Origin of the sequence: Pantoea stewartii (genome assembly GCF_011044475.1) — a bacterium.
Lineage (GTDB): Bacteria > Pseudomonadota > Gammaproteobacteria > Enterobacterales > Enterobacteriaceae > Pantoea > Pantoea stewartii.
The window spans coordinates 2,272,427-2,297,778 of the sequence record NZ_CP049115.1 but is presented as its reverse complement, the minus strand read 5'-3'; the positions used below and the strand labels follow the sequence as shown (position 1 = coordinate 2,297,778).

The following is a 25,352-nucleotide window of genomic DNA, read 5'->3' as shown; positions in this document are numbered from 1 at the left end:
TCCGCGTTATTTCACCATGGTAAAGGCCGTGGTGACGTGTTTCACCCCGCTTACCCGGCTGGCAATATCCGCAGCGGCTTTCGCTTCTTCCGGCGTGACCAGACCCAACAGGAACACCTCACCGTTTTCAGTGGTCACCTTCACGCTTGATGATTTCACCTGATCGCTGCCCAGCAGCTGCGAGCGGATCTTCGTGGTGATCCAGGTGTCAGCGGAGGACGTACCCAGGCTGACTTTCGGCCCAATCCGAATCTCGTTATAAACTTCGGTGGCACCGTCAACGCCCATGGCGATCTGTTTCGCGCGGTTAGCGACTTCCTGATTCGGTGCCTGGCCGGTCAACAGAACCTTGCCCTGGTAGGCGGTGGCAATGACGCGGGCATCGGTTTTGATTTGCTGATCTTTAGCCAGCGCATTGCTGACGCGTAACTCCAGCGTGCCATCATCAACCTGCGTGCCCACAGAGCGGGGATCGGTGGCGGTTTTGGTCGCGACAGCGGCACTACCGGCCACCACCGCGACGCAGCCTTGCAGCAGCATGGCGGTTAAAACAATGGCTACAGCGTTCAATGCTTTCATGGGTGCTCCTTCCGTCATTCCTGGTGGGGAAACAAGGTGTTATCAATCAGATCGCACAAACAGTTGAGTGTTAACATATGCATCTCCTGAATGCGAGCACTGCGATGTGAAGGAATACGAATTTCCACATCCTGCGGTCCCAGCAATCCGGCTAATTCTCCCCCATCATAACCGGTAAGCGCAACGATCGTCATATCGCGCGTGACGGCGGCCTCGACAGCCTTGACGATGTCACGCGTATTGCCGCGGGTCGAGATGGCGAGCAGCACATCACCGTTTTGCCCGAGGGCGCGCACCTGCTTGGCATAAATCTCATCATGCAGGCGGTCATTACTGATCGCAGTCAGCATGACGTTATCCGCACTTAAAGCCAGCGCAGGCAGGCTGGGGCGTTCGGTTTCAAAACGATTGATCATGCTGGCGGCAAAATGCTGTGCGTTGGCGGATGATGCGCCGTTACCGCAACTCAGTATCTTGTTACCGTTGAGAAGGGACTGCACCATGGTCATTGCTGCACGTGAGATGGCATCAGGTAATGCCTCAGCCGCAGCGATTTGAGTTTGGATACTTTCAGTAAAACACGCTTTAATTCTTTCCTGCACACGACCACCTGGTTCTAAACGTCTGCATTAAAGGCATTGGGCAACCATTCGAGCGCCGGGCCTGTAATGGCGATGATGTCGAAACGGCAATTCACTGTTTCAAAACTGCCGCCGCGTTGCGCCAGCCAGAGAGAGGCAGCACGCAGCAGCTTGTGTTGTTTCTGTCGGGTAATGCTGGCCAGACTGCCGCCGAATCGTGCGTTACGGCGGTAACGCACTTCGACAAACACCCAGCATTGGTTGTCTCGCATTATCAGGTCAAGTTCACCTGCGCGATAGTACACATTGCTGGCGACCCATGTTAACCCCGCCCGCTCAAGATAGCGGCGGGCGCGTTGTTCATATTCGGCACCTGTACGGCGGCGGTTTAGCTGGCCGGTACGATATTGCCCTGACGATACTGGTTCCATGTCAACTTCCTGTTGATCACGCAATCAGGCGTCGCGCTGAGCTTGCCGGTATTGCCATCAAGAGAGAAGCCAGGCACCTGACGCATCTGATTGAAGTGGTTAGCCAGCGTCCAGGCATCCATCCCCATGGCATACAGGCGCACCAGTGAATAATCGTTGTTAAACGACCGGGCGGCCTGCTGCATCAGGCCTGGATTGGCGCCGGACAGCAGAGGGATATCGCTGTACTGCAGGCCTTCCATTTCCAGACGGAAATCCGGGCCTGCGCCAGCCTGAGCACTACGGGAACTGGCGTAGAGCGCGACATTACTGCGGCTGCCGGTGCGCATGCTGATCATCGGTTTAATCAGCTGCAGTTCATCCTGCGTCGACACGATATAGGCCGCATCTACCGCACCCGATTCGCTGGCTGCCGGTGCGCTGGTTTGAGGGGCCGGTATAGTCAGCCCTGCAACGGACACGTTCTGCGGTTGGGACGCAGAAGGGATAACCACCGGCGTCCCGCTCATGCTGATTCCTGCACCGCTGTTGATGCCCTGCTTAAGCTCTGAAACCGAACCGAAACGCTGCTGGAGCACGGTGCCACCGCCCAGTGACTGCCACTCTTTCGCAAAGGCCGTTGCGACGCGATCGCCCAGGCCATTACGCGGGAGCAACAGCAGCGGCTGGCGCTTACCCTGATCCCAGATATGGTGAGCCGCATCGCGCGCTTCATCTTCTGGCGACAGCGCAAAGTAGCACATATTGGGATGGTTCTGGATGTGTTCCGGCTCATTCAGGGCCAGAACGTTCAACGGTGTCTGGCTGTTGGCGACGGTTTCGACGTTGTTTTTCAACAGCGGGCCGACGACCAGTGTCGCGCCATCCTGTTGCGCCTGCTGCATCACCTGGGCGATGGGCTGGCTGCTGGTGTCATAGACTTTAACCTGCGCATTACTGGCCGGTTGCGCCGATGGCTGTTGCTGCTGTTGAGGCTGCTGGGCGGTCGTGGCAGGTTGCTGCGCCGTGCCCGTCTGCGTTGTTGCCGTAGGCGCGGCTGAGGGGCTGACAACCGCGTTGGCATCAGCAGGCTGCTGCTGATTCATCGCGATGGGATCCTGTGCGCTGCCCGGCGTTGCCTGAGGTGCCGCCGGGATAACACCGTTCTTCGCGTCGTTGAAGCCTTTCTGGATGGCGCTGGCAAACATCTGAGCCTGACCGTTGAGTGGCAGCAGCAGCGCGATGGTGCTGGTGGACGCTTTGGTGAAGTTCTGCACCTGGCTCAGCTGCGTCGGCAAGGTTTTGGACGCGGGATTGTCAGGATAGCGCGTCTGCCAGTCTTTAATGGCCGACTTAAGCATGTTGGCATCCTGCGCATTGGCGTGCCAGGCGGTCAGCAGATCCAGCCAGCCCTGCAGAATGTTTTCATCGGCATTGATGACCAGCGCGTTCATGTCTTGCTGTGACAGTTGCGTCAGTGCCTGCCAGGTTGCATCAATGTTCTTCTGACGTGCGTCACCCTTCAGCAACGGTTCCTGGGCAATGTAGGCACGGAGCAGGGCCAGAGAGGTTTTCCCCTGTGCGCTGGCGATCTGCAAATCGTAGTAGCGCGCCAGTTGATCCTGAGACAATTCACTGGTTTTCACCTGGCTCAACAGTTGCTGCGCGTCAGCCACTTTTTGCTGTCCAATCAGCGACTGGGCTTTCAGCAAGCGTAATTCCTGTTGCTGTGTTGAGGACAGTTGATTAGGCAGTTCGCCAATCGCCTGGTCGGCCTGAGGATATTTTCCCTCTTTTAACAAGGCGCGGATTGCGAGTAATTGCCAGTCGGTCTTGCTATCATCGCTGCTTTGCTGCACCTGTTGCAGATAGTAAGCAGAATTATTGGTGGCTGGCCCCTGAATGTCTACGGACTGGCTTTTGGGACCCTGGCCACTACACGCGGCTAAAATCAGACCAGCAAGAAGGACAGGCACAAAGCGTCCTGCTTTATGACGAACGATTTTTGAAGGAAGCATACTGTATCCAGTGATGTTTTTTTCAAGATGCTCAATATTAAATCGGCAATTCGGATGAAACAATGAAACAACTCGATCGGGCAGACATTTCCGCCAGCACGCTTTACATCGTGCCAACCCCAATAGGTAATTTGGCTGACATTACCCAGCGGGCGCTAGCGGTACTTTCCAGCGTCGATCTGGTCGCAGCGGAAGATACACGTCATACCGGACTGTTGCTACAACATTTCGCCATCAATGCGCGACTCTTCGCACTTCATGACCACAACGAACAGCAGAAAGCAGACATCCTGCTCGCCAGGCTGCAACAGGGAGAAAGCATAGCTCTGGTTTCTGATGCTGGCACGCCGTTGATCAACGATCCCGGTTACCACCTGGTTCGCCGCTGCCGGGAGGCCGGTATTCGCATCGTTCCTTTACCGGGTGCCTGTGCAGCGATTACAGCATTAAGCGCAGCGGGATTGCCGTCTGATCGTTTCTGTTACGAAGGGTTTCTGCCAGCCAAAACCAAGGCACGCTGTGATGCGCTGCGGGCCCTTGCCGACGAGCCACGCACCTTAATTTTTTATGAGTCGACTCACCGTCTGTTAGACAGCCTGCAGGACATGGTGACCGAGCTGGGTGCCGATCGTTATGTCGTGCTGGCGCGCGAGCTGACTAAAACCTGGGAAAATCTCAATGGTGCGCCCGTGGCGGAACTGCTGGCCTGGGTCAAAGAGGATGAAAATCGCCGCAAAGGTGAGATGGTGCTGATTGTGGAAGGCCACCAGCCTGATGAAGAGGCTTTGCCAGCGGAGGCCTTGCGCACACTGGCCCTGTTACAGCAGGAATTGCCTCTAAAGAAAGCGGCCGCCCTGACAGCGGAGATCCATGGGGTGAAAAAGAACGCCCTCTATAAATATGCGCTGGATCAGCAGGCGTAAGCATCCTGTTTTGCCTGCGTGACAGCGCCGGCTAAACGCTCTATAATGCGCGCCGAAGCTGACCAGACAGTCGCCGCTTTGTCGTCGTCCCTCTCTGAGGGAGACGGGCAAAGGGGAGGAAAGTCCGGGCTCCATAGGGCAGGGTGCCAGGTAACGCCTGGGGGGGAAACCCACGACCAGTGCAACAGAGAGCAAACCGCCGATGGCCCAGCAATGGGATCAGGTAAGGGTGAAAGGGTGCGGTAAGAGCGCACCGCGCGGCTGGTAACAGTCCGTGGCACGGTAAACTCCACCCGGAGCAAGGCCAAATAGGGGTTCACATGGTACGGCCCGTACTGAACCCGGGTAGGCTGCTTGAGCCAGTAAGCGATTACTGGCCTAGATGAATGACTGTCCACGACAGAACCCGGCTTATCGGTCAGTTTCGACTTATTCATGCAAACCCCGCGCAAGCGGGGTTTTTGCTTTATGGCGCAGCTATGCAGGCTTTGCTGTCTCCATCAGGCACAGGGGAAAGACGCGCACGACGTTGCCACGGGAGCCACTGTTACCAGGCGCGAGTCATACAGGATGGTTTCACGATGCCGTGGTAAAAAAATGCGGCAGGGCGGTTCTGTGCGGGCGTCCGGGCGAAAGAAGGCCATTATACCCTTTGATCGGGGAAGATAAGCGGCCGGTTGCCAGAGGGCGTGTTTCTCAGGCAAATCCCATGCAATTTCTCGCCAATGCCCTATACGCTCATCCGATGTGTTACATGATGGCTTGCCATCTGTTTGGGAGGCAACGATTTCTCTCGTCTATAGTTGAAGGCAGCTCGCCAGACGTCACTGATTTTATGTTTTGCCCCATTGGGCACGCATTCATTGAATGAAGATTAAAAAAACAGGTGGATCATGGTTACAAGAAGGGATTTATTAACGTATTCCGGGGCGTTTGCTGCCTTATCTGCTTTAGGCATTTCTCCCGGCGCGATGGCAGCAGGTGTGCTCAAACTGGGTAACAGCGAAACATTTAATTTTCAGACATTGATTGCCCGGGCTAAAGCGCTGGCAGCCAAACCTTACGAAAAACCCACCGAATTCGATCCGTCATTGTTGTCCAACATCACCTATGACGCCTACATGAAGACCGTGTACAAACCGGAATATGCCCTGTTCAAAAATGCCGGGCGGTTTCCTGTCACCTTTTTCATGGTTAACGGCCTGCACCGCATGCCGGTGAAAATGCACGTAGTGGAAAATAACGCCGCGCGCGAAATCATTCAAAATATTGATTACTTCACCACGACGGATAAAAGCGTCAGGTTGCCGGCGCTGGAAGGAAACGTATTTTCAGGTTTCAGAGTGCTGGCAAGCCAGGACGCGTTAAAAACCAATCCCCAAAATGACTGGATTTCCTTCATGGGGGCGTCCTATTTCCGCGCTATTGGTGAATTAGGGCAGTTTGGTTTGTCCGCTCGCGGTATTGCTCTGAATACCGTCCAGCCCGGTGTGGATGAAGAGTTTCCTGATTTCACGGATTTCTGGTTCGAAGCGCCGAAAGATGACAGCAAAAACCTCACGGTCTATGCCCTGCTCAACGGGCCGAGCATAACGGGTGCCTACAAGTTTATCCTGCATCGTGGCAAAGGCGTGGTGCAGGACGTGGAATGCACGCTTTTCCTGCGTAAGGATATTCAGCGTTTCGGCATCGCGCCTCTGACGTCCATGTACTGGTTCTCAAAAACGGTCAAGGGGGCTGCGACAGACTGGCGTCCCGAAGTGCATGACTCCGATGGTCTGGCAATGTGGACCGGCAGCGGTGAACATCTCTGGCGACCGCTGAACAATCCGTTGCGTGTGGTCACCTCAAGCTTCCACGACGAGAATCCGCGAGGCTTTGGATTACTGCAGAAAGACAGGAATTTCGACAGCTACCTGGATGCTGCGCACTACGAGCGTCGCCCGGACCTGTGGGTCGAACCGCTAGGGAAATGGGGCAAAGGATCGGTACAACTGGTGGAAATACCGACCGATGACGAAATCTACGACAATATCGTCGCCATGTGGGTGCCGGATGCGCCAGCCAAAGCGGGTGATGAACATCATTTCCATTACCGGCTGCACTGGCTGTCCGATGAACCTTATCCCTCAACGTTGGCGCGCTGTGGTGCAACCCGACTGGGACGCGGCGGCGTGCCGGGATCTGACCGTCCGCATGACAGTCGTAAATTCACCGTTGAATTCCACGGTGGCAACCTGAATCACCTGCCGTCAGGCGTTGCGCCGGAAGCCGTGCTGTCCGCGTCGCGCGGGACGTTTGAGAACGTGCTGGTCTCTAAGCTGCCTGATGACTCCGGCAACTGGCTGGCGCAGTTTGATTTGGTGGCGGGGGACGGTGACCCGGTGGAGCTGAAGCTTTATCTGAAAGCGCAGGAAAACGTGGTATCTGAAACCTGGTGTTATCAGTACCATCCGTTTAACTCCCCCGCGAAGCCCTGGCCGGTCGCCTGCGACAAGAAGTAATGTCCTCATCACGCCCACTCACCCAGTGGGCGTTTTTTTCGCGCACTCATCCCCTGTTTTTATCCCTGCTGGCAAGAAAATGCCCAGTATTGCCGGGCAGGGCGCCATCGGTCTGGCGATGCCTGACGAACTTTTCGGTGTCGGTTTCGCCATGGACGGAGGGCCGGTAGGGTGGCTGCCCTGAGATCAAGGAATCCAGCGTTTACCGTCAACGGTGCGCAATCTGTTGATCCTGACGGTATGGCAGCCTCCATTTTTGCTGGTACCATGACGCCCCATTGTTGTACTCGGGTACCCTTGCGGATGGCCGCGATGTCGCCTGTTCGGGTGAACTCACCTTCGCGGTTATGAACGAACAGGTCGATCAGAAGGGGTGACTAAGTGAAGGCGACATTCGTAAGTGTTTGATTGAAAAGACTCAGCGAAACCAGATGGTTACGGAAAGCGTCAGTGCGTTAGCCTGCGCTGCGTCGCTCAGCGGCAACGTGGACCATGACATTCAGGGGCGGAAAACCGTTTACACGCTCTCTGGCGGCAATATTGATTTGTCCCGGGTTTCGGGTCTCGCTGACGCATAAAGGATAAGTTATGAGTAATTCTGAAAATATTCTCAACCGGGAAAAAGCGTCGATCTGGCGTCAGTCCGATACCACATGGACACTGGGGCTTTTTGGTACCGCCATTGGAGCCGGGGTCCTTTTCTTTCCTATCAGAGCGGGCTATGGCGGCCTGATCCCCATTCTGATTATGTTAGTGCTGGCGTATCCGATTGCCTTTTTCTGCCACAGGGCACTGGCTCGCCTGTGCCTGTCCGGCAGTAACGTATCGGGCAATATTACCGACACCGTAGAAGAACACTTCGGTAAAACCGGCGGCGTGGTCATCACCTTCCTCTACTTTTTTGCCATTTGCCCGCTGTTATGGATTTATGGCGTCACCATCACCAACACGTTTATGGCGTTCTGGCAATATCAGCTACTGTTGCCCGCCCTTAATCGTGGCGTCGTCGCGCTGTGTCTGCTGCTGCTGATGGCGTTTGTGATTGGGTTTGGTAAAGATCTGATGGTCAAAGTGATGAGCTGGCTGGTGTTTCCGTTTATTGCCAGTCTGGTGCTGATTTCACTGTCGCTCATCCCGTACTGGAATCGCGCCGTTATCGATCAGGTTCACCTGAACGATCTGGCCTTTACCGGGCATGATGGCATTCTCGTCACGGTATGGCTTGGCATTTCTATCATGGTGTTCTCGTTTAACTTCTCGCCCATTGTGTCTTCTTTCGTGGTGTCGAAACGGGAGGAGTACGAGCCGGAAATGGGCCGGACCTACACAGAAAACAAGTGCAGTCAGATTATCTCCCGCGCCAGCATCCTGATGGTGGCAGTGGTCATGTTCTTTGCCTTTAGCTGTCTGTTTACCTTGTCGCCGCAGGACATGGCGGATGCCAGGGCACAAAATATTCCTGTGCTGTCTTATCTGGCGAATCACTTCTCCAGTATGGCGGGTGAAAAGTCTACCTTTTCCACGGTGCTGGAATACAGCGCGTCGGTCATCGCCCTGGTCGCGATTTTTAAATCCTTCTTTGGCCACTATCTGGGCACGCTGGAAGGGCTGAATGGGTTAATCATCAAGTTCCGCTACCACGGTGATAAAGACGCCGTGTCCCATCGTAAGCTGAACACCGTAAGTATGGTCTTTATTATGGGGTCCACCTGGCTGGTGGCGTATCTCAATCCCAATATTCTTGACCTGATCGAGGCGATGGGTGCGCCCATTATCGCCTCGCTGCTGTGCCTGTTACCGATGTTTGCTATCCGCAGGGTTCCGGCGCTGGCGAAATATAAAGGCCGTGCTGACAACGTTTTCGTGAGCGCGATTGGCGTGCTGACGATTTTGAATATTGCGTATAAGTTTTTCTGACGGGCCGCGCAGCCGTTTTGACCTGACATGTCCCCCATGTCAGGTCTGCGTCATCCTGTTAACCGCGACCGTGAGGTTCATCCCAGTCGAACGCCGGGCCGACAGAGATTACGCCGTGCGGGTTGATGGTTTTATGGCTGCAGTAGTAGTGATGGCGAATATGGGCCAGATTCACGGTCTCAGCAATGCCAGGCATCTGGTAAATATCCCGCAGGAAACCGCTCAGATTCAGGTAGTCACTGATACGGTGACGGTCACATTTAAAGTGGGTGACGTAGACCGGATCGAAGCGCACCAGCGTAGTCCATAAACGTAAATCCGCTTCGGTCAACGTGTCGCCGGTCAGATAACGGTGCTGGCCCAGGATCTGTTCCAGACGGGACAGCGACTGAAAGAGTGCCGTAACCGCTTCATCATAAGCCGCCTGTGACGTGGCAAACCCCGCCTTATACACGCCATTATTGACCGTGTCGTAAATCCAGCCGTTGAGGTCATCAATCTTGTCGCGCAGTGCCGGCGGATAATAGTCGCCCGCACGTGCGCCCACGCCGTCGAAGGCGCTGTTAAACATGCGAATGATATCGGCAGATTCATTACTGACGATGGTATTCTGCTGCTTATCCCATAACACGGGCACGGTCACCCGACCGGTGTAGTCCTTATCCGCGTGCAGATAGAGCTGATAAAGAAATTCATTTTGATGCAGCTTGTCACCGGTTGCCGCCGGGAAGCTGTCATCGAAGGTCCAGCCATTTTCCAGCATCAGCGGATGCACGACTGACACATCGATCATGTTCTCCAGCCCTTTTAACTGACGCATCAGCAAGGTACGGTGTGCCCAGGGACAGGCAAGCGATACATAAAGATGATAGCGATCGCGCTCTGCCGCAAACCCGGCGTTGCCACTCGGGCCGGCGCTGCCATCCGGCGTGACCCAACTGCGCCATGCGGATTCCGAGCGCTTAAAACGCCCGCCGGTTGATTTTGTGTCATACCAGGTGTCATGCCAGACACCATCAATTAACTGGCCCATCTTGTCTCCACTCTCTGTCGTGCAATGAAATGTTCTCGTCTGATTAACCATAGGTGGTGATGCGCGACTGCGACAGCGTTGTGCGCGCATGGCGTCAGACATTTTGTGCCATCGTCTCAACGGCCTCTCACTGAGAGAAGGGTTGATGACGTAAACCGGTAACGATTCCTTTATGATGTCGGACATTCTGCCTGCCCCAGGCATCTCATTCCACCAGCCTGTCCGTGCGGAGAGGCGGAGAAAAAGGAAAGTGCAATGAAAGCCGTCGTCTTTGGATACCATGAAATGGCCTGTACCGGATTACAGGCGCTGCTGGATGCCGGATTCAGTATCAGTGCGTTGTTTACCCATGCCGATCCCGGCAACGCCACACCATTTTATGGTTCCGTTGCTGAGCTGGCGCGTCGTCACGCTATTCCGGTATTCATCACCGAGGAGGTGAATACCGCCGAGTGGCAGGCCCGTATTGCCAGTTTCGACGCGGACTACCTGTTCTGCTTCTCCTACCGTCAGGTCCTGAGCGAGGCCATCCTGTCTTCGGTAACAAAAGGCGCCTATAACGTTCATGCCGCGCTGCTGCCAGCCTACCGTGGCCGCGCCCATCTCAACTGGGTCATTATCAAGGGCGAAACCCGTACAGGCGTTACGCTGCACCGCATGATTAAACGGCCAGATGCCGGTCCCATACTGGCGCAGCAGGCGGTGGATATTCTGCCGGAAGATAATGCTCTGGCCTTGCATACGCGCTTAGTGGCAACGACGGGCAAGATGTTGCCGGGCTGGCTTAAGGCGCTGGTGGCGGGCGAGCTGACAGAAACACCGCAGGATGAACGGGCCGCCAGCTGCTGGGGCAGCCGCAAACCCGAGGACGGCGAGATCCACTGGCAGGACAGTGCCGTCAATATCCACAATCTGGTTCGGGCGCTGGACTTTCCCTGGCCGGGGGCGTTCAGCTTTACCCGCACGCAAAGGTTTACCGTCTGGCAAACCCGGGTGATGAACGGCGATAACAGCGGGCGTGCGGGTGAGGTTGTATCACTATCGCCCCTGATCATTCGCTGTGGACAAGGGCAACTCGAAATCCTGCAAGGGCAGGGCCCGGACGGTGAATCTGTTTCAGGCCGGGTTCTGGCCAGTCAGCTTGGGCTGGTGGTGGGCCAGCCCGTGAATGCCTGATGGGGCTCGTGGACGGCCTTATGCGGCTAGCCCAGTACCTGACCCGTAAGGTAGCCGACGGTCGCCGAAAAGCTCATTGCCAGCAGGCTCCAGAAGCAGATGCGCATGATACTTTTGCGTACGGGCGCATCGCCCGCTTTAGCTGCCAGGGCACCCAGTAGTGCCAGCGCCAGCAGGGCCGACAATGCAATCGCGGGCAGGGCGAAGGGCCCGGTAATGAGCAGGGCGACAGCAAACGGCAGCACGCTGCCGGAGGCAAAGCTGATAGCGGAAAACAGCGCGGCCTGAAGAGGTTTCGCGCTGCTGAAGTCGGTAATGCCCAGCTCGTCCCGGGCATGTGCGGCCAGGGCATCATGGGCCATCAGTTGCTCTGCTACCTGATGAGCCAGGTCAGCAGACAGCCCGCGCGCCTGGTAAATCGCCGTCAGTTCAACGGTTTCCGCCGCAAAGTCAGCCTCCAGCTCGGCTTTTTCTTGCTGCAGAGAGGCCTGTTCGCTATCTGACTGTGAAGACACGGAGACATATTCTCCCGTGGCCATCGACATCGCGCCGCCGACGATTCCCGCCAGCCCGGCGAGCAACACCGTGTGGGGGGCACTACTGGCTGACACCACGCCTGCCAGCAGGCTCGCGGTTGAGACAATCCCGTCATTAGCCCCCAGAACGGCCGCGCGCAGCCAGCCTGCGTGTTCTATTTTATGCGTTTCACTGTGTTGCATTCGTTATCCCTGTGATCAGCGACCCGACGGGTACGCTTATTTTCATAGTGCGAAAGCAGAATATGCAGCACGCCCATTGCACCGTGGCTGTAGAAATAGATTTCGACAAACGTGGTCAGGAACCTGTGCCAGTGCAGCACTGCATGCGTCAGACCCGGCGACGCGAACGATGTGCTGTTAAGTAAAAACCATAGCGCGCCTGAGCAGGCCACCACAAGCAACGCGCTAACGCCCAGCCCCTGTACGGTGGCAGCGATGCCGCCACTGTGCGCGTCGGGTAATTTCATGCGCGCCAGACAGGCGAGATCGTCCCGAATACCGCGGAAATCCAGCGTCAGCCACGAAAAGTACCAGTGTAAGCCGCGCTGCATGCGCATCCAGATCAGCATAGCGAATCCGGCGACAATCAGTAACAGGCCAGACAGGATATGAAACCAGGTGATCACCGTTTCCAGACTGTGCCCGCCCAGCGCTTCACGTTCGGTGAAACCGGAATTGATGATCTGGGAAAGGATGAGGACGGCAACGAAGAGATGGAGCCGTCGAAAAAAAGGCGCATCGTGATGAGGGAGCCACTGCCTGTAAGACATGTTCATAGCAATCCTGAAATGAAAAGAACAGGACACTATATTTTCATGCGTAGATTAGGCTTACCTTAAGCGTTTCTCCGCGGTACCGGAGAAGCGGCGAGACGGCAGGCAGCAAAAAAGCAAAACGCACCGGAAAAAGCAGCCGGTGCGTTCAGCTAAAGCGGGATTGCTGGCGGTGAATTAGCGCGCCAGAACACCCTGTGGCTTTTTACTGATCAGGCGATCGATGCTGTACGCGCCCGGTCCAACCAGACCCAACACCAGGAAACCGCCAGCGATAGACAGGTTTTTCATAAACATCAGCTGGTTCACGCCTTCGGCAAAGTTACTGTGAAACAGGAAGGCGGTCAGAATCGTGAAGCCCGCGGTGAACAGCGCGGTGAAACGGGTCAGGAAGCCAAACATGATCGCCAGACCGCCGCCAAACTCCAGCAGGATAACCAGTGGCAACATGAAGCCGGGGACGCCCATCGCTTCCATGTAGTGCTGTGTACCTGCATAACCGGTAATTTTGCCCCAGCCTGCGGTGATAAACAGAATGGTCATCAGGATACGGGCGGCCAACAAACCACTGTCTTCGAATTTTTTCATCATCTACTCCAACGCTATAAGTTTGCAAGGCAGGAATGCCCGCAGTGAATATTCCCGTTGGCCGCCTGATAGCAAACCGCTGGGCTGATAGCTGGAGATGATAGTCGCGAGGCGTGACAGTTGTAAGCGATATAAACTGTCGATGTTGTTCAGTAAATCTGACAAAAGAAAAAGCCAGTCGCAATGGACTGGCCTGGTGATGTCAGCGCGGGGGGAAGGTTGACTTAACCATGCGCCAGGTGCTCCACAGGCCAAAGCCGCGCTTGGCCCAGCGCAACAGGCGGTTGGGACTGCGGATGGAGTAAATCGCTAACGCGCTGCTGCCAATGGCCAGATAGCGTTTAAGGCTCAAAAAGGTAAACCAGCCACGGTCGTAAGGTGCCGTGATTTCGAGCCAGCCACGCCGCGCCGCGCTGAGATCAAGGCGCTGTTGCTGAACCTGTTTAAGCAACTCTTCTATACGCGCTTCACGTTCGCGGCGGCTCATTAGCGGTTATCCTCAAGCAAATCACGATCGTTGGCCAGCTCTTTACGCGTATGACGCAGCAGCGTCGACTGGCGTGATTTACGCAGTGTCCAGAGCCCAAAAATCAACGCCAGCAGGAACAGTACGCCGGTGGTGATGGCTATCGCCATAAGACGGTACTGCGCATCGACTGCCCAGATAATCAGCACCATCAGGCTCATCAGGCCAAAAGCAGTAAAAAGCATCGTCAGGCCAAGCATCAACAACATCTGTATCAGATTGGCCTTTTCTTCTTCCAGCTCTGCCACTGCCAGACGAACGCGTGTTTCGACCATACTGACCAGCGTCGTAACGATACGCTGACCAATCGTGATCACCCCTTTAGCTGGTCCGTGGTTCTGCTGTGAATCGGTCATGGTTAACGACGCGAGATCAGCATACCGATAGCGACACCGATCGCCGCGCCAATACCGACACCATGCCACGGGTTATCACGTACATAACCGTCTGCTTTTTGTGCCGCTTCGCGCGTAGTGGCTGCCAAGCGCTCGCCGGATTCACCTAAACGCTCGCGGGAGCTGTCCAGCGCCACGCGCGCTTTATGACGCAGTTTATCCAGTTCACTTTTCGATTTTTCTGTGCCGCTGCTCAGCACTTCTTCCAGCGTATCCGCCAGGTTTTTCAGCTCAGCACGCAAATGTTCCGATGATGTGTCTTTAGACATAAAATACTCCTTTAACATCAGTAGAGTGAATCCGATTAATAGGGCTCCGCCTGTAACTTCTTAAGCTCCTGGCGTGCTTCTTCCAGCTTATGTTCGCGTTTTGCTATCTTGTCCTTATCATGACCTTCATCGCGCTCTTCCTTGAGTTCGCGTTCACGCTCAGCCACTTTCTGTTTCTGCGCGTTGATTTTTTCCAGATGTGAAGCTTTCAGCTTTTTGTCCGTGCAGCCCGCGCGCACCTCAGTAAGGGCGCGCTCAAGGCCGTTTACCCGGCGCTGATTGTTATGCTTCTTCGCCATCTCAATTTCGTGCTGTATGTCCTGTTCTTTTTGCTGGCACAGCGATTCCGCCGCCATCAATGAACCTGAAAGCGAAAACAACACGATGCCCAGCAGTAATTTATTTTTCATTAGGCGTAGTACCTTCCATTGTTGCCTGATTTACATCAACGCGGCGCAACCGCTTCACGGTGTGCGTTGAAACCCGCCTTAGTTTAAGCATAGACATCAGGTGGAAAAAGTCCAAAGATCACCGATATACGGGGAAACGTTCAGCGCGCAGTCGATAAACGCTGAACGTATAAAGAAACGCGCATCAGGCGAGAGAGAGGTGAGGCGATTGATCGTGTTGCGCGACGATAAAGCCCTCAGGCAGCAAGCGACGCAACACTTTTTGCGCGGCCAGGCTCTGCTCTTCATTGTCGAAATGAATAACTAGCGCATCACCTGCGGGTGTGATGCTTTTGATGCGAATACCTTGCGCGCTCAACTGCTGGTATAAATAAAAGCCGTCCGGCATCGGGGCTCCCGCGTGCGAAACACGAATCTGTACCACATTTTCATGGCGCATCAGACCGGGTACCAGGCTTATCGCAATCAGCGCGAATGCACCGCCAATCAACCAGGGCCGCCAGTGTTTAGGTATGGCCTGTAATGTTTTCATAAGCCGGTCCCCCGCTGATTTGCACGGCGCTTGCGCCAGAGAACAACCAGCGAACCGATTAATCCCACCACCAGTAACACCAGCGGCAGCATCATCAGAAAGAACATCAGCTCATCTTCATAACGCCGAAAAATAGGGGTTTTACCCAGCGCGAAGCCCAGAACGGTCAGAATCACCACCCACAGGAAGCCACTCATCCAGTTAAAAAACTGGAAACGGGCATTACTTAAACCGGACAGCCCGGCAATCGTGGGCAGTAAGGTGCGGACAAAGGCGATAAAACGGCCAACCAGTAAGGCGGATAATCCGTGGCGATGAAACAGATTATGGGCCCGCTGATGATAGCGGGCGGGAAGGTGCGATAACCAGTTTTGTACGGTGGGCGTATTGCCGAGCCATCGGCCCTGAATATAGCTGACCCAGCAGCCAAGGCTGGCACCTGTTGTTAAGACCAAGATCGTCAGCGGGAAGCTCATTGTGCCCTTGGCAATCAGCACGCCAACCAGAATCAGCAGACTGTCCCCGGGAAGGAAAGCGGCAGGCAGTAAACCGTTTTCCAGAAAAAGAATCATGAATAAAACGCCGTAAATCGCCCACACCAGTGTTGGATCAGAAAGCGTTTCATAATCCTGTTGCCATAAGGCATGCAGCAGCGCTTGCAAAATTTCCATCAATCATTCCCGAACATCATCGTTGAACATGTCCCACTGGGACTAAAGCGCAGACTGACAGTTAGTTATAAATTCTGGGGTGACCGTCTGAGCATGCATGTCTGGATCCTTCCAGAACTGATTGTTAAATCAGCGATTTGATAAGCCCTTAACGCAAAAGGTAAGAAAAGGGTGATAACTGTAACAAAAATCCAGCTTCGGAGACAGAACTACTCCTAAACGAACAGGAGTTTTACCCTCTCCATTACGATGTAAAAAGGAGTTTTACATGTTCTGACACTATTGCAGATTAACTGACTGTTTTTAGGCCAGATTAGCGCTGAATCGTATCGGCATCAGGTAAGACAACCGGATTTTCGCTGAACATGTAGCGGTCGACATTAAATTCAAAATCGTCGGCGGTGGCGTTAAATAACATCTGCTTAGTATTTTCGAGATGTTGCCACATTGCCAGCTTACTGGCGGCAGGATCTTTGCGGATGAGTGCTTTAAGAATCTGATCGTGATCGTCACACCAGCTGAGAATACTGCGCTGATCGATATGCTCGTGCAGTTTGAGCCAGTAGGGATTGTGTAACCGGTGCAGCCACATTTTTTCGACAATGGCCGCGAGGGCACTGTTCTGCGTGGACTGCGCAATACGAACATGGAAGTGCATATCCCATTCTGAGTCCCTGAAATGGTCCTCCTGACGGGCTTTCTCCTGAATCGCCATCAGGTCGACAATATCCTGACGCGTTACCTGCGTGGCGGCGAATTCGGCGACATTACTTTCAATCAGCTGACGCGCCTGAAGGAGTTCAAAGGGACCAAAGGTGGCGAACTCCAACTGACTGCTGGACTCAGCCACACGGGTTTGCTGCTGGCTGGCTATCACATGAATACCCGAGCCTTTGCGCACCTCAACATAGCCTTCTACTTCCAGCATGATGATGGCTTCGCGGACCACTGTGCGACTGACCTGCATTTCTTCGGCAATCAGACGCTCTGCGGGCAGCTTGTCTCCCACCTGATAAACGCCATTTTCAATGCGCCGTTTTAATTCGCTGGCCAGTTGTTGATAAAGTCGACGCGATTCGGTGAGGTCCATAGCACGATCCAAAGTAACAAGCAGATAAGTTGTTATACCACTTTGCTGTAACTGAAGAAAAGGGCTGGCGCAGGCCAGCCCGGGAGATTAGCTGCGAACGGGCGCAGCCTGAGAAGGCGAATGCGGCGTCTGCAGTTCCGACACCGGTTGATTTTTCAGGACGGTCCAGATGACGATGGCGCCCAGCAAATCAAACACGGCCAGCGCAGCGAACAGGGGACTGAAGCCTAACGTATCTGCCAGCGCGCCAACCACCAGCGCAAACAGCGTGCTGGCTGTCCAGGCCGCCATACCGGTTAAACCATTGGCGGTGGCCACTTCATTACGGCCAAAAACGTCAGACGAGAGCGTAATCAACGCGCCAGAGAGCGCCTGATGGGCAAAGCCGCCTACACATAACAACGCGATGGCAACGTACGGGCTGGTGAACAAACCAATGGTGCCCGGGCCTATCATCAATATCGCGCCCATTGTGACCACCATTTTGCGCGACACGATCAGGTTTACGCCAAACCAGCGTTGAAACAGCGGGGACAGGTAGCCACCCAGGATACAGCCAAAGTCAGCAAACAGCATGGGCATCCAGGCAAACAGCGCGATCTCTTTCAGGTTGAAACCGTAAACCTTAAACATAAACAGCGGGATCCAGGCGTTAAAGGTGCCCCACGCAGGTTCGGCCAGGAAACGCGGCAGCGCAATGCCCCAGAACTGGCGGTTACGCAGGATCTGCAGTGCCGACATTTTGGTCGTGTTACCTGTCTGATGCTGCAATTCCTGACCTGAAATGATGTAGTTACGTTCTTCGTCGCTCAGCTTGTTTTGCTGCTTGGGATGCTTGTAGAACACCAGCCAGCACAGCGCCCAAATCATGCTCAGTACGCCTGCGATGATAAACGCCATTTGCCAGCTGTGCGCCACAATAGCCCACACGACCAGCGGCGGCGCGACCATGGCACCAATGGATGAGCCCACATTGAAGTAGCCCACTGCGACGGAGCGCTCTTTTGCCGGGAACCATTCGCTACTGGCTTTGAGCCCGGCGGGGATCATGGCTGCCTCGGCGGCACCGACAGCGCCACGCGCCAGGGCCAGTCCGCCCCAGCTGCCTGCCAGCGCGGTCGCGGCGCAGAATGTGGCCCACAGTACGGCAAAGACCGCATAACCGACTTTGGTGCCTAGCAGGTCGAGCACATAACCCGCAACGGGCTGCATCACGGTATAGCAGGCGGAGTACGCCGCCACAATGTACGAGTATTGCTGGGTGGTGATGTGCAGCTCGGTCTGTAAGGTTGGCGCTGCTACGGCAATAGTGTTACGCGTCAGATAACCCAGTACCGTCCCCAGCGTCACCAGGCCAATCATATACCAGCGTAATCCTTTGATCTTACGCATTCTGTACCTCTTCCAGTTGTGTATGCGGTCAAACCGCTGTTGTTATCTGGAGCGGGACATCTCGTGATACAGCTCTGCTCACGCCCGCCGGCCCTGCCTGAGCGACCGTTATCTGCCTTGCCTTATGTCAGAAGTTTGTTACCTTGCGGTAAAGCGAGAGCCTAACTTGTTATACAACTTTAAAAGTTGAAAGCCATCACAAAAACCCGTAATCGCATGTGGGATACTGCAAACAGATGAGAACACAGCCAGTTAGCGCGCTGCCGGCGGCAAAAAGGTCGCTTTTCGGGGGAAAAATCTCGCTTAAATGTGACCTGAGTCGTAAAAAAAACGGCAGTCAGTGAAAATTGGTATGATAACTTTGAGCCATTCAGGGTGTATCCCATAAGGAAGCTTTTTATGTCGCGTTTCATGACCGAGGATTTTTTGCTGGACACAGAGTTCGCCCGTCGTCTTTACCACGACTACGCCAAAGACCAGCCTGTCTACGACTATCACTGCCATTTACCGCCGCAACAGATCGCTGAAAACTACCGTTTTGCCAATCTCTACGATATCTGGCTGAAAGGGGATCACTATAAATGGCGCGCGATGCGGGCAAACGGCGTGGCTGAGGCACTGTGCACCGGTGATGCCAGCGATCGCGAGAAATTTAATGCCTGGGCACGGACCGTACCGCACACCATCGGCAACCCGCTTTACCACTGGACGCACCTGGAGCTGCGTCGCCCGTTCGGGATTACCGGCGTCCTGTTGTCAGAAAAAACGGCGGATGAGATCTGGCAGCGCTGTAACGATCTGCTGGCTCAGGACGCTTTCACCGCGCGCGGTATCATGCAGCAGATGAATGTGAAAATGGTCGGCACCACCGACGATCCGCTGGACGATCTGGTGCACCATCGTGCGATCGCCGAAGACGGCAGTTTCAACGTTAAGGTGCTGCCAAGCTGGCGTCCGGATAAAGCGTTCAACATCGAAGCGGACACCTTCCTGCCGTGGATTGAAAAGCTGGAAAGCCTTACCGATGTCAGCGTGCAACGCTTCGATGATTTGCGTCAGGCGCTCAGCAAACGGCTGGACCACTTTGCCGCACACGGCTGTAAGATTTCCGATCATGCGCTGGATGTCGTGTGTTATGCCGAGGCCGATGAAACGACGCTGGACAGGATTCTGGCGCACCGTCGCAGTGGTGCCAAACCCGATGCACAGGCGATCGCCCAGTTCAAAACGGCGGTGCTGGTCTGGCTGGGCGGCGAGTACGCCCGACGCGGATGGGTGCAGCAATACCACATTGGTGCGTTACGCAATACCAATCAGCGCCAGTTCCAGCTGTTAGGCGCGGACGTCGGTTTTGACTCCATTAACGATCAGCCTGTGGCAGAACCGCTGGCTCGTTTGCTGGGTGCGCAAAACCTCAATAATGCGCTGCCTAAAACGGTCCTTTATTGCCTGAATCCGCGTGACAACGAAGTGCTGGCAACTATGGCCGGCAACTTCCAGGGAGAAGGCCAGGCCGGGAAAATGCAGTTTGGCTCCGCCTGGTGGTTTAACGATCAACTGGATGGCATGCAGCGTCAGATGACGCAGCTGGCCCAAATCGGTCTGCTGAGCCGTTTCGTGGGCATGTTAACCGACAGCCGAAGCTTCCTCTCGTATACCCGCCACGAGTATTTCCGTCGTCTGCTGTGTCAGATGATTGGTCGTTGGGTGGATCACGGCGAAGCCCCGGCCGATGAAGCCTTGTTAGGACAGATGGTGCAAAACATCTGCTTTAACAATGCGCGCGACTATTTTGGCATTGAGCTGGGAGCCTGATGATGACGCGGCTGAACCGCCACGACTTTCCCGGCGCGGTCTACCACGATCGCGTGATTCAGTTTGGTGAAGGCAATTTTCTGCGTGCTTTTATCGACTGGCAACTGGACTGGCTCAATGAGCATCAGGGAACGGATGCCGGTGTGGTGGTGGTCAGGCCGCGCAATCGCGAAGTCAGCGACACGTTGAATCAGCAGGACGGCCTTTATACGACCCTGGTTCGTGGCCTGAACGCGCAGGGTGAGTCGGTGAGCGAAAGCCGCCTGATCCGCAGTGTGAACCGTGAAATCCAGCCTTACACGCAGTTCGATGCGTTTATGGCGCTGGCGCGCCAGCCCGACATGCGCTTTGTTTTCTCGAATACCACCGAAGCGGGCATCGCGTTTAGCGAAACGGATCGGCTGACCGATTCGCCCGCCGCCAGCTTTCCCGGCAAACTGACGCAGCTGCTTTGGGCGCGTTATCAGCACGTTGCCGGTGACGAAAGCAAAGGCTGGCTTATCGTGCCGTGCGAGTTGGTCGATCATAATGGCGATATGCTGCGCGCGCTGGTACTGCGCTATGCCGAACACTGGCAGTTACCGGACGCCTTTACACGCTGGGTAATGACAAGCTGTGCGTTCTATAACACGCTGGTGGATCGCATCGTCACCGGGTTTCCGGCCGACAGCGCTGCGCTTGAGGCACAACTGGGTTATCAGGATCACTTCCTGGTAGCGGGCGAGGTCTATTATCAGTTCGTTCTGCAAGGCCCCGCCGCGCTGTTTGACGAACTCAGGCTGACGGCGCTGGCACCCAACGTGCGCCGGGTTGAGGATATCGCCCCGTATAAAGCCCAAAAAGTGGCCATTCTGAATGGCGCGCACACCGCAATGGTGCCGGTGGCGTTTCTGGCGGGCCTGGAGAGCGTGGGCGAGGCGATGGAGGATACACAGGTCGCTGGGTATATTGACGATCTCCTGCGCAAAGAGATCATCCCTACGCTCGATCTGCCCGCTGATGAGCTTAACGCCTTCGCCGACGCGGTACTGCGTCGCTTTCGTAACCCCTTTATCCACCATGCGCTGCTGTCTATCGCTCTTAATGGCATGACCAAATTTCGCACACGTTTGCTGCAGCCATTACTGACTGCCCATCAGCAAACCGGCCAGTGGCCAACAAACCTGACGTTTGCGCTTGCCGCCCTGATCGCGTTTTATCGGGGCGAACAGGCAGACAAGCGCTGGACCTTGCAGGACGAGCCGTACTGGTTGCAGCGTTATGCAGAGAGCTGGGTTGCCGTCAGCGCACAACGTCTTTCTCCCGCGGCGTTGGTTCAGCAGGTTTTAGGTGAGGCATCGCACTGGGGACAGGATTTAACTCAGCTACCCGGCCTGACCGAAACGGTCAGCCACCATCTGCAACGCATTCTCGCGCATGGAATACGCGACGCGCTGAGCCACCGGAGATCATGATGCAAGACGCCATAAAAATTCATCCGCAGGACAATGTCGCCGTGGCGTTGCAGGATATCGACATCGGGACGTCAATTGCGCTGGCGGATCACCCCGTGACGTTACGACAGGCCGTGGAGCGGGGGCATAAGTTTGCCTTACGCTCGCTGGAGAAAGGCGAAACGGTCGTGAAATACGGGTTGCCCATCGCGCACGCCACGCAGGCTATCGGGGCCGGAGAACGGGTGCATTCGCACAATGCACGTACCAATCTTAGCGATCTCGACCAGTACGACTACCAGCCAGAGCCGCCAGCCTTAACGCCTCAACCTGGCGATCGCGACGTGCAGCTCTACCGCCGCGCCAACGGTGAGGCAGGCATTCGCAACGAGCTGTGGATCTTACCGACCGTCGGCTGTGTTAACGGAATTGCCCGGCAAATTCTGCAGCGTTTCCTGAAAGAAACCCAGGACGCGGCCGGAACCGACGGGGCGTTTCTTTTCAGCCACACATTTGGCTGTTCACAGTTGGGTCAGGACCATGAGAACACCCGCACCATGTTGCAAAACATGGTGCGTCATCCAAACGCGGGCGCGGTGCTGGTGATTGGCCTGGGCTGTGAGAATAATCAGGTCGATGCCTTTCGTGAAACATTAGGGGCGTTTGAAAGCGACCGCGTTGCGTTTATGGTCTGCCAGCAGCATGACGATGAAATAGAAGTCGGGCTGGAACGCCTGCACGCACTGTACGAAAAAATGCGTCACGATCGCCGTACACCGGGCAAACTCAGCGAGCTGAAATTTGGTCTGGAATGTGGCGGCTCTGATGGCTTCTCAGGCATTACCGCCAATCCGCTGCTGGGGCGTTTTTCTGATCAGATGATCGCCAACGGCGGCACCACGGTGCTGACCGAAGTCCCCGAAATGTTTGGTGCCGAGCGCATTCTGATGGGGCGCTGTCGCGACCGCGCGACCTTCGATAAAACCGTGGCAATGATCAACGATTTCAAACAGTACTTTATCGATCACCATCAACCTATTTATGAAAATCCGTCTCCGGGCAATAAAGCCGGCGGCATCACTACGCTGGAAGAGAAATCGCTCGGTTGCACACAAAAAGCGGGGCAAAGTCAGGTGGTGGACGTACTGAAGTACGGTGAACGCCTGACGGTACCCGGCCTTAATCTGTTAAGCGCACCGGGCAATGATGCAGTGGCGACCAGTGCCCTGGCGGGCGCAGGCTGTCATATGGTGCTGTTCAGCACCGGACGCGGAACCCCTTACGGCGGATTCGTACCGACCGTTAAGCTGGCCACCAATACGCCGCTGGCTGAAAAGAAACCGCACTGGATTGATTTTAATGCCGGAAGGCTGGTTGAGGGCATGAGCATGGAGGCGCTGCTGGCGGATTTCGTGGACACGATTGTGGCCATTGCCAACGGGCAACGCACCCGTAACGAACAAAATGATTTTCGTGAGCTCGCGATTTTCAAGAGCGGTGTGACGCTGTAAATCACAAGGGCGGCACCCATGCCGCCCTTGTTCCGTGTTTTTCCTTGCCGTGCCGTTACGGCTTATTCAGCTTCTTTTTGTCATTCTGATGGTTAACCCAGGCGTTGATCAGCAGCGTCGACGCCAGAATCGTTCCGACGATGCCCAGCGATATCGCTACCGGAATGTGGTAGATATCGACAATCAACATTTTTATACCGATAAAGACCAGCACGACAGCCAGACCATATTTCAGCATTGAGAAACGTTCCGCCACGTTAGACAGCAGGAAGTACATGGCGCGCAGACCCAGAATCGCAAACAGGTTTGAGGTCAGAACGATAAAGGGATCGGTGGTGACGGCAAAGATGGCCGGAATGCTGTCGACGGCAAAAATGACATCGCTCAGTTCGACCATGATCAGTACCAAAAGCAGCGGCGTCGCAAACAGCACGCCGTTTTTCCGCGTAAAGAATTTTTCCCCGTCCAGCGTATCGGTCATGCGCAGATGTTTACGCAGCCAGCGCACAACCGGTTTGTCGCCCACGGCTGCATCGTCCTCTTTCGCCATCGCCATTTTGATACCGGTAAACAGCAGGAAGGCACCGAATACATAGAGGATCCAGCTAAACTGCGTTACCAGCCAGCTACCCGCAAAAATCATGATGGTGCGCAAAACGATAGCGCCCAGTACACCGTAGATCAGGACGCGGCGTTGCAGGTTGGCCGGAACAGAGAAGTAGCTGAACAGCATCAGCCAGACAAAGACGTTGTCTACCGCCAGCGATTTTTCCAGCACGTAACCGGTCAGGAAAGCCAGCGTCTGACTGGTAGCCACGTCACGCCCGGCGGTACCGTCCAGATACCACCAGAACGCCGCACTGAACAGGAGCGAGACGGAGACCCAAATCAGCGACCAGACGGCAGCCTGTTTGAAGGACATGGTTTGCGAACCGCGACGGCCCTGCAGGAACAGGTCAATCGCCAGCATGATAAGTACTACAACCGCAAAACTGCCCCAGAGGAGTGGCGTACCTACAGTTTGCATAATCGTATCCTGTCTGAAATAAAAAAACGGCTGAGGTCAGAAGACGTCAGCCGCTTATTCTGTGTAAGCAAACCTCGCCTTCCGGCAAGGTCTCACTTACAACTCAGGAATGGATTCTGGGTTGCCTGATGACCGGATGCGTACGCAACGTAGTGACGATCAATCAGCTTACAAGTTACTCCCCTTTGCAAGCCGATAAATTACGTGGCTGGCCGTCAGGAATCAATCGTCTGCCCGTCATATTTTGAAATATTTACACTCAGGCACTGTCGGCCGGAAAGACCACGCCGGTCTGACGTCGGATCTCGGTCAGTAATTTTGCAACGCTACGGGAAATGTCCAGCGCCGGATGGCTGACATGGCGCTGTTCCACCAGTCGCACAAAGGTTTCTGCTTCATACAGCAGGGTATTGATGTGTTGAGGCTGGCTTAAATCCTGTTTCTCCCCGACACGCGGAATAAAGGTCACAGATGGACACTCAGAAATACGTGTCACCACCAGCGATCCCGCTTCCCCCTGAATTTCACTGGCCAGTACCGAGTCGCTGACTTTTGAGTGCACTATCGTGACATCAAACTCACCATAATTCAGATTCACGGTGCCGTGGCCGTCCACGCCACTTTCCAGCAGGGTGGCCGAGGCAAGCACCTGCCGGGGCTCGCCCCACAGCGTGACGGCGACCGCCAGGCAATAGTAGCCGATATCCATGATGGATCCGTTGGACCAGCGAGGATCGAAGGTGTTGGGATGTTCGCCGTTCAGGTAACGCGGATAACGGGACGAGTACTGACAATAGTTCAGCAGCGCTTTGCGCACTGTGCCAAGCGCAGGCAGCCCTTGTTGGAGTTGAATAAAGTTGGGTAAGCTGGCGGTCTTAAAGGCTTCGAACAGCACCACCTGATACTGGCGGGCGCAGGCGATCATGGCTTCGACCTCGTGCAGATTCGAGGCCAGAGGTTTCTCGCAAATGACGTGCTTGCCCTGCGACATAAACAGCATGGCCTGCTGACAATGCAGGGCGTTGGGACTGGCGATATAGACGGCATCGATGTCAGGACAGGCGGCCATGGCCGCCAGCGACGTAAAGCGCTGGTCGCAGGGATAGTCATGACAGAATGCCGCCGCCTGCTCCCGGGTACGTGAATAGACGGCACACAGCCTCATCTTGCCGGTTTCGTGTGCCGCCTCGATGAACTGACGCGTTATCCAGTTCGTTCCCACAATGGCAAAGCGAATCAC

26 protein-coding genes and 1 other RNA gene are annotated in these 25,352 nt (G+C 55.2%); 9 read left to right on the top strand and 18 right to left on the bottom strand.

The window, feature by feature from the left end; translation table 11 throughout:
• Positions 1 to 6 precede the first annotated feature (6 nt).
• Genes dolP through G5574_RS10870 form a run of 4 tightly spaced genes read right to left on the bottom strand, consistent with a single transcriptional unit; the run spans position 7 to position 3,588 of the window.
• Positions 7 to 579, bottom strand: coding sequence for a division/outer membrane stress-associated lipid-binding lipoprotein (dolP, locus tag G5574_RS10885; protein WP_006118323.1), 573 nt, complete (start codon positions 577 to 579; stop codon positions 7 to 9).
• A gap of 14 nt (positions 580 to 593) precedes the next feature.
• On the bottom strand, positions 594 to 1,181 hold the full coding sequence (diaA, locus tag G5574_RS10880; RefSeq protein ID WP_006118322.1) for a DnaA initiator-associating protein DiaA: 588 nt from the start codon (positions 1,179 to 1,181) through the stop codon (positions 594 to 596).
• 14 nt (positions 1,182 to 1,195) lie between these two features.
• A complete protein-coding gene (locus G5574_RS10875) occupies positions 1,196 to 1,591 on the bottom strand; it encodes a YraN family protein (protein ID WP_006118321.1) in 396 nt (131 codons plus the stop codon).
• Positions 1,549 to 3,588 carry a penicillin-binding protein activator gene (locus G5574_RS10870; RefSeq protein ID WP_039341869.1) on the bottom strand — a complete coding sequence of 680 codons (2,040 nt, stop codon included), beginning with the start codon at positions 3,586 to 3,588 and terminating at the stop codon, positions 1,549 to 1,551. The genes G5574_RS10875 and G5574_RS10870 overlap by 43 nt, the downstream gene beginning before the upstream one ends.
• Positions 3,589 to 3,650: 62 nt before the next feature.
• Between G5574_RS10870 and rsmI the strand changes: the two genes are divergently transcribed.
• From rsmI to tdcC, 5 genes are all read left to right on the top strand, one after another.
• Positions 3,651 to 4,511, top strand: coding sequence for a 16S rRNA (cytidine(1402)-2'-O)-methyltransferase (gene rsmI / locus G5574_RS10865; RefSeq protein ID WP_006118319.1), 861 nt, complete (start codon positions 3,651 to 3,653; stop codon positions 4,509 to 4,511).
• Positions 4,512 to 4,565: 54 nt separating this feature from the next.
• Positions 4,566 to 4,941, top strand: an RNA gene (gene rnpB, locus G5574_RS10860) — RNase P RNA component class A.
• 463 nt (positions 4,942 to 5,404) lie between these two features.
• Positions 5,405 to 7,015, top strand: a complete 1,611-nt coding sequence (locus G5574_RS10855) for an OpgD/OpgG family glucan biosynthesis protein (RefSeq protein WP_033739994.1) — start codon at positions 5,405 to 5,407, stop codon at positions 7,013 to 7,015.
• A 431-nt stretch (positions 7,016 to 7,446) separates the two neighbouring features.
• Complete coding sequence (locus tag G5574_RS10850; RefSeq protein WP_155550063.1) at positions 7,447 to 7,593, top strand: hypothetical protein; 147 nt, start codon at positions 7,447 to 7,449, stop codon at positions 7,591 to 7,593.
• Positions 7,594 to 7,603: 10 nt separating this feature from the next.
• Positions 7,604 to 8,932 (top strand): threonine/serine transporter TdcC, encoded by a 1,329-nt coding sequence (tdcC, locus tag G5574_RS10845; protein WP_039341878.1) that lies wholly within the window; start codon positions 7,604 to 7,606, stop codon positions 8,930 to 8,932.
• A gap of 58 nt (positions 8,933 to 8,990) precedes the next feature.
• Here the strand turns inward: tdcC and G5574_RS10840 are convergent, their stop codons facing one another.
• Complete coding sequence (locus G5574_RS10840; protein ID WP_164482606.1) at positions 8,991 to 9,965, bottom strand: glutathione S-transferase family protein; 975 nt, start codon at positions 9,963 to 9,965, stop codon at positions 8,991 to 8,993.
• 255 nt (positions 9,966 to 10,220) lie between these two features.
• Between G5574_RS10840 and G5574_RS10835 the strand changes: the two genes are divergently transcribed.
• Positions 10,221 to 11,141 (top strand): formyltransferase family protein, encoded by a 921-nt coding sequence (locus tag G5574_RS10835; protein WP_054633049.1) that lies wholly within the window; start codon positions 10,221 to 10,223, stop codon positions 11,139 to 11,141.
• 26 nt (positions 11,142 to 11,167) lie between these two features.
• On the opposite strand, the gene G5574_RS10830 is transcribed toward G5574_RS10835, so the two are convergent.
• From G5574_RS10830 to G5574_RS10780, 11 genes are all read right to left on the bottom strand, one after another.
• Positions 11,168 to 11,860 (bottom strand): VIT1/CCC1 transporter family protein, encoded by a 693-nt coding sequence (locus G5574_RS10830; protein ID WP_006118313.1) that lies wholly within the window; start codon positions 11,858 to 11,860, stop codon positions 11,168 to 11,170.
• Positions 11,833 to 12,456 (bottom strand): cytochrome b/b6 domain-containing protein, encoded by a 624-nt coding sequence (locus tag G5574_RS10825; RefSeq protein ID WP_039341887.1) that lies wholly within the window; start codon positions 12,454 to 12,456, stop codon positions 11,833 to 11,835. Before G5574_RS10825 ends, G5574_RS10830 begins: the two co-directional genes overlap by 28 nt.
• A gap of 174 nt (positions 12,457 to 12,630) precedes the next feature.
• Positions 12,631 to 13,041 (bottom strand): DoxX family protein, encoded by a 411-nt coding sequence (locus G5574_RS10820; RefSeq protein ID WP_033739992.1) that lies wholly within the window; start codon positions 13,039 to 13,041, stop codon positions 12,631 to 12,633.
• Between the two features lie 202 nt (positions 13,042 to 13,243).
• Positions 13,244 to 13,528 (bottom strand): YqjK-like family protein, encoded by a 285-nt coding sequence (locus G5574_RS10815; RefSeq protein ID WP_006118310.1) that lies wholly within the window; start codon positions 13,526 to 13,528, stop codon positions 13,244 to 13,246.
• Positions 13,528 to 13,923 carry a phage holin family protein gene (locus G5574_RS10810; protein WP_006118309.1) on the bottom strand — a complete coding sequence of 132 codons (396 nt, stop codon included), beginning with the start codon at positions 13,921 to 13,923 and terminating at the stop codon, positions 13,528 to 13,530. Before G5574_RS10810 ends, G5574_RS10815 begins: the two co-directional genes overlap by 1 nt.
• A 2-nt stretch (positions 13,924 to 13,925) precedes the next feature.
• Positions 13,926 to 14,231 (bottom strand): ElaB/YgaM/YqjD family protein, encoded by a 306-nt coding sequence (locus tag G5574_RS10805; protein WP_006118308.1) that lies wholly within the window; start codon positions 14,229 to 14,231, stop codon positions 13,926 to 13,928.
• A gap of 35 nt (positions 14,232 to 14,266) precedes the next feature.
• Positions 14,267 to 14,641 (bottom strand): DUF1090 domain-containing protein, encoded by a 375-nt coding sequence (locus G5574_RS10800; RefSeq protein WP_033739991.1) that lies wholly within the window; start codon positions 14,639 to 14,641, stop codon positions 14,267 to 14,269.
• A gap of 184 nt (positions 14,642 to 14,825) precedes the next feature.
• Positions 14,826 to 15,173 carry an EnvZ/OmpR regulon moderator MzrA gene (mzrA, locus tag G5574_RS10795; RefSeq protein WP_006118306.1) on the bottom strand — a complete coding sequence of 116 codons (348 nt, stop codon included), beginning with the start codon at positions 15,171 to 15,173 and terminating at the stop codon, positions 14,826 to 14,828.
• A complete protein-coding gene (locus G5574_RS10790; RefSeq protein ID WP_006118305.1) occupies positions 15,170 to 15,844 on the bottom strand; it encodes a DedA family protein in 675 nt (224 codons plus the stop codon). Before G5574_RS10790 ends, mzrA begins: the two co-directional genes overlap by 4 nt.
• Positions 15,845 to 16,157: 313 nt before the next feature.
• Entirely contained in the window at positions 16,158 to 16,934 is a 777-nt protein-coding gene (gene exuR / locus G5574_RS10785; RefSeq protein ID WP_006118304.1) for a transcriptional regulator ExuR, read from the bottom strand.
• An 87-nt stretch (positions 16,935 to 17,021) separates the two neighbouring features.
• Entirely contained in the window at positions 17,022 to 18,326 is a 1,305-nt protein-coding gene (locus G5574_RS10780; RefSeq protein WP_164482605.1) for an MFS transporter, read from the bottom strand.
• Between the two features lie 399 nt (positions 18,327 to 18,725).
• Between G5574_RS10780 and uxaC the strand changes: the two genes are divergently transcribed.
• From uxaC to G5574_RS10765, 3 genes are read left to right on the top strand one after another with little or no spacing between them, the layout of a single operon-like run.
• Positions 18,726 to 20,141, top strand: a complete 1,416-nt coding sequence (gene uxaC / locus G5574_RS10775; RefSeq protein ID WP_033739988.1) for a glucuronate isomerase — start codon at positions 18,726 to 18,728, stop codon at positions 20,139 to 20,141.
• 2 nt (positions 20,142 to 20,143) lie between these two features.
• Positions 20,144 to 21,595, top strand: a complete 1,452-nt coding sequence (locus G5574_RS10770; RefSeq protein ID WP_164483227.1) for a tagaturonate reductase — start codon at positions 20,144 to 20,146, stop codon at positions 21,593 to 21,595.
• Positions 21,595 to 23,085: a UxaA family hydrolase gene (locus G5574_RS10765; protein WP_164483228.1), complete on the top strand. Its 1,491-nt coding sequence runs from the start codon at positions 21,595 to 21,597 to the stop codon at positions 23,083 to 23,085. The genes G5574_RS10770 and G5574_RS10765 overlap by 1 nt, the downstream gene beginning before the upstream one ends.
• A 55-nt stretch (positions 23,086 to 23,140) precedes the next feature.
• Here the strand turns inward: G5574_RS10765 and G5574_RS10760 are convergent, their stop codons facing one another.
• On the bottom strand, positions 23,141 to 24,112 hold the full coding sequence (locus G5574_RS10760; RefSeq protein WP_164482604.1) for a TerC family protein: 972 nt from the start codon (positions 24,110 to 24,112) through the stop codon (positions 23,141 to 23,143).
• Positions 24,113 to 24,371: 259 nt separating this feature from the next.
• The gene (locus tag G5574_RS10755) at positions 24,372 to 25,352 is read right to left on the bottom strand and encodes a Gfo/Idh/MocA family protein (RefSeq protein ID WP_162285863.1); all 981 of its coding nucleotides are present in this window, start codon (positions 25,350 to 25,352) and stop codon (positions 24,372 to 24,374) included.